The organism is Vibrio sp. V33_P6A3T137 (assembly GCF_009904835.1).
GTDB classification, from domain to species: Bacteria; Pseudomonadota; Gammaproteobacteria; order Enterobacterales; family Vibrionaceae; genus Vibrio; species Vibrio metschnikovii.
This window is the reverse complement of sequence record NZ_WXWK01000026.1, coordinates 1-4,539: the sequence shown is the minus strand read 5'-3', so window position 1 is coordinate 4,539 and position 4,539 is coordinate 1. Positions and strand designations below refer to the sequence as shown.

At 39.4% G+C, this 4,539-nt stretch carries 3 protein-coding genes; all 3 read right to left on the bottom strand.

Features of this window, described 5'->3' with window-relative positions; genetic code table 11:
- Positions 1-194: transposase domain-containing protein (locus CAG60_RS01975; protein ID WP_202598463.1), on the bottom strand; the 194-nt coding region annotated here is incomplete at its 3' end.
- Positions 195-391: 197 nt separating this feature from the next.
- Positions 392-595 carry a hypothetical protein gene (locus CAG60_RS01970; protein ID WP_004396838.1) on the bottom strand — a complete coding sequence of 68 codons (204 nt, stop codon included), beginning with the start codon at positions 593-595 and terminating at the stop codon, positions 392-394.
- Between the two features lie 435 nt (positions 596-1,030).
- Entirely contained in the window at positions 1,031-3,007 is a 1,977-nt protein-coding gene (locus CAG60_RS01965) for a replication initiator protein RctB domain-containing protein (protein WP_115152779.1), read from the bottom strand.
- Between the last annotated feature and the right edge of the window lie 1,532 nt (positions 3,008-4,539).

The following is a 4,539-nucleotide window of genomic DNA, read 5'->3' as shown; positions in this document are numbered from 1 at the left end:
CGGTAAAGCGACATAGCAACGACCGCCCAAACGGCCATGTCGAGAGGGATACGACGTTTACGAATAGTGGCCACACCGGAAGCTTCTAAGCATTGGTTGATGAAATCAGGACAAAGAATGTCACTGAGTTTTCCAAGTTGTTCAGTATTGGGGGCGTAACGCTTGGCGAGTGTTAGGGCTGTAGTTAATTGCAAAATAAAAGGCTCAAAGTTTTAGGAACTTAGAGCCTTTATAAGCCATCTGTAGGATCGTTCAACCGATCATTTATCTCTTAACTGATCGGCATTAGGCCTTAGCCACCCTGCTTTATTAACGGTTTCATGCACTTTAACCGTAAAACCACTTGAAGAGGATCATTCGTCACTCTTCAAACGCAATCATCTTTCGTGATTTAGTGAAGAAGACCTAACTCTTTGGCTTCTTCAATCGTTAAACCACTTTCACGAATATCGCGTAGCATTTCAATACGACGACGAGCCTGCGCAGACTTCAGCGTTTTACTAGGACGCTGCATTTCTGCTTCTTCCGTAACCTCAACATCCCATTTATTGGCGATGTTAGTCATTTCATCATGGTCAATTGAATTTATAGACATTGCAACCTCCGAACAAACCATGCTAGGAACCAGTTATCTGTAACAAAAGGCCAAAACCTTGTTAAGCAGATTTTAGCGAGAGTGTGACTTAAGCAATGGTTCATTTATCATAATCGATAAATGACTCAATTATTTTCTGCTCACCCTGAGTATAGAAGTACATCGAGCGGATTATCGGTAAAAAATTCACTAAATCAACTAGTGCGGAAAAATATTTTACTGATCAGTTCGTTAAATAGGCGGTCATCGATAATTCAATCATTGATAAGTAATGAAAGCATGATCAAGGCGGGTTGCTGTTGTTCTCAGTGGTTTGAAAGTCTTCGTGCTCATCGGTGAATTCAATTCACTTTACGAAACCATTTCCCGTTATCGCTCAGAAGCGGTAACGAGAGATGGTTTAGGGGACGTGATTGGATAGAGAATAACAGCGGATTAAACGCCGATAGCCACTTCGTCTAAGGCACGGAACACCGTATCGTCGATATGCTCTTCATAAACTAACTTACAGACTTTACGACGAACTGCTAAGCCAGAGATTAATCGCTCGATTGAAAGGTGCTTATTGCGGTGCTGAGTATTATACAGCTCGATCACCTTACTCAACGTGCTGTAAGGTACGACGCAATCATCCACTTTTAGCCAATCGAGCTTATCAATCAATTCCTGACACTCTTCACGAATGGATGAAGGGGCATGACCAGTCATGGCGGCTAAAGCCGTTATGCTTCGTTCTAGCGCCTCTGCTGAGGTATATTTGGATAAGGTTATGGTGATTTCATCTGCGTTGATCTCAACCAGATGCTTACGTAACTTTACTCGTCGCCCTAATCGACCACGAGGCGTCGACGGTTTACGTTGTATCGGTTCAAATTCACCATCAATAATTTCGGATAACTCTTGAAGCCTTTGTTTTGAAACCATTTCATTTCGCAATGGGTTCGGTAACGTTGGCGCCATATTACGCTTACCTGCATTAGTGGTCTTGGCGCGAGAATAACGCAGTACCTCTTCTACATCACATTTTATGGCAACTTGATAATCAACCACTTTACTTTGTTCAACCAGCTCACTGATCGTTAAATGGTAACCCCATAAATTAACCGTAAAATCACCGGTTTTATCTTGATCGTTAGACAATCGTCTTAACTCGCGGATCAGATCCATCGAAAAACGTCGCCATTCGATATTGCGAGCTAATTTCTGATTAAGCTCACTCAACATCATGGTATCGGTATGGCGACGTGACATTCTGCTACGAAAATACGAATAGAGTTGGAAGACTAATGTATGTTGTTTAAGAATTTCAGGTGGAAACAAGAAGAAATAGTCTTTGGTCATCAATTCTTCAAAAAATGAGGGCTCCCATACCAAAATATACAGATTGGGTTTAATGCGAATTTCACCATCGCTGCCTTCTGTGGGTGCTTCTTCAGACGCGGTGATCGTGCGTGCTAGAAAACGAAAACGATCACTTTTAAAGCCTTCAGGCATGTTCTCACTCAGCCAGCGACCGGTTAATTCGTGTAACTGAAAATCGGTAAATTCAATACGATCAATACTATCACGAATCGAGTCTCGCGCTGGACCACTGTCTTTTTTACCTCTTAACGACAAAATATCTGTGATATACAACGGAGTTTTATTAGGAACGTATTTCGCATTGAGCTGATAATCTTCTTGATGATGATCGTGATATTGTACTGTTAAGGTAAACAGAGCAAACAGGGTCATAAGATCATCGACCGTCATGATGTTTTTAGATGATCGCGTTTCAATCACAGCACGAGTTCCTGAGATAGATACCATCGATTTTTGATAACTTTTGCGTGTGCGTGGTGGTGCTAATGCTTGATCAATGATCCCTGCCCAGTTGGTTGGAGAGACAACAAATTGCTCAGCTTCGTCTTTCATTGCTGGAGGCGTATTAAGACCATGCTCATGCAACAAACGTTGGTTAACTTGTGTTTGTGCTAGTGCCTTTGAACGTTTACGTTTTTCACTTTGTTTTACGGATTCGGTGATGAGACTGGTTGAACCTAATACGGAGATCAGCTGATTAGGATTAACAAACTGATGAAGCATGGTTTTGCCTGCCAGACCTTCTTCAAAACGAACTGGGATCTGTTTAAACAGTCCAATCGCAACAGCGGCACGTAACCTTTGTTGAATCGCCGCTCTGGTCAACTGACCATCCGTTGCTTCTATCAATTCTGTTGTAGACACTAAACCATCTTTGCTGCGAAAGCCTCTAAGCGAGATTAAGTTTAACAATTCAATGATACTTTTGGTGACACCCTTGAAATGTTGATACTGTTCTATCCAGTCTACCGCGGTTTCTGAGACGACAAAAAGATGCCCATCTTTGTGGCTTCGTGGTGCTTTGATTAACAATTTTTCTTCTGATGCCATGATTAGTTCCGTATCACACAAGCCGTAATATCGCCATAGTTCCAAGAGCATAATCAAAAAAAGATCATAAATAAAGGAAAATTTCTGTTTTTTAAATAACTGATCTTTTTGATTATTCTGATCTATATTGATTAATATGATCATATGATCTGGCTGGGTTTTTACTTCTAACTTATTGTATTTAATAGATTAAAAAATAGTTCAACAAGAAGCATGATCATGGCTTATTCGCAACGATGATCAATGCTTATTTGAAAGCATGATCAAACGATCACTGAAGCGTGATCATGTGACTAACGAATCAATGATCATTATGATTTCGGATCAATGATCACGGTTTCTCTACAGGTTATCCACAGGTAGCTTATCATTGAAGCTTCTTTTCTCTAATTCATTGCTCATTGATACGTAAACATAATAGGAAGCATGATCATCAAATCGGTATTTTGAGATCTTTGATTAAAGCGCGTATCTATTTTCGATTCGATTTTACCCTTTGGGGTCATCATTTTAACGCTCAGTGTTTATTTGTCTATTTTCCTGTGTTACGAAAGCATGATCATGTTGATTATGATGATTTTGCACGGTTTCTGTTGCTGATTTTATGGGTCATCGCGAAAGAGAGATAATCGATAAAGCCTGATTGCAACTGACGTCTTCCGTAAATTATCTGGTATTTATCATGCTTCCGGTGATTTTTCTTCACTTGATCATCTTTCCGATCTTGGATCCTGCGATTAACGGATCCGAATAAACGTGATTCGTCGATTTTCTTCCTTGATCATGTTTCCATCATAGGGGTTTTACCTAGGAAGCATGATCATCATTCAAGCCATGATCATGCTTCCTATTTTCTCCCTCCTCCATTCTTAAGATCGTACACAGTATTTAAGATGGATTTGAGTCTCGATAACCTTATTCAGTGGTTTTTGGTGAATATAAACCGAAATATTGAGAGTATAGATCTGCAAATAGCCTTGTAAGGTTGGTAGAGTCATGCTGATGACCACATTGACGCGTTGTTTCACTATTTCAGGTTATGATTGAAATGACACCAACCGTAATTTATCGATGATGGATAATCGTTCCGATGATTACTAATCTTCAATTTTTAGGTCAAGTTTTATACGAAAGAGAGGTTTTATTATTGTGATAAGTCTATCTTGATTATTTTAAAGGGATTTTTAATGGTTTATATCCCTCCCCTCGTGGGGGGTTAGAAAAATGTGTGGTTTTATTACCTGATTAGGATGGTTTCTTTTGTGATATTTTTGTTGATGACGTTCCTTCTTCTTTTGGCTACTGAGTGGATAATAATGGATAGCAGAGTTTACATTGTAAATAAGTGACGCTGTGACACTTTTATAGTTTTGCTTTTGTTGCCTGGGTTATCCGTAGAAATTAATCAAAAAACTGTCAGCATTTTGTCATATGTTTCTCTATTGGTGTTATAAAATCTATTTATTGTGATTTCTGTCCTAAATTGTATGTTCACCTTTTTATTGTATTGTATGTTTATTGCTGTACAATTG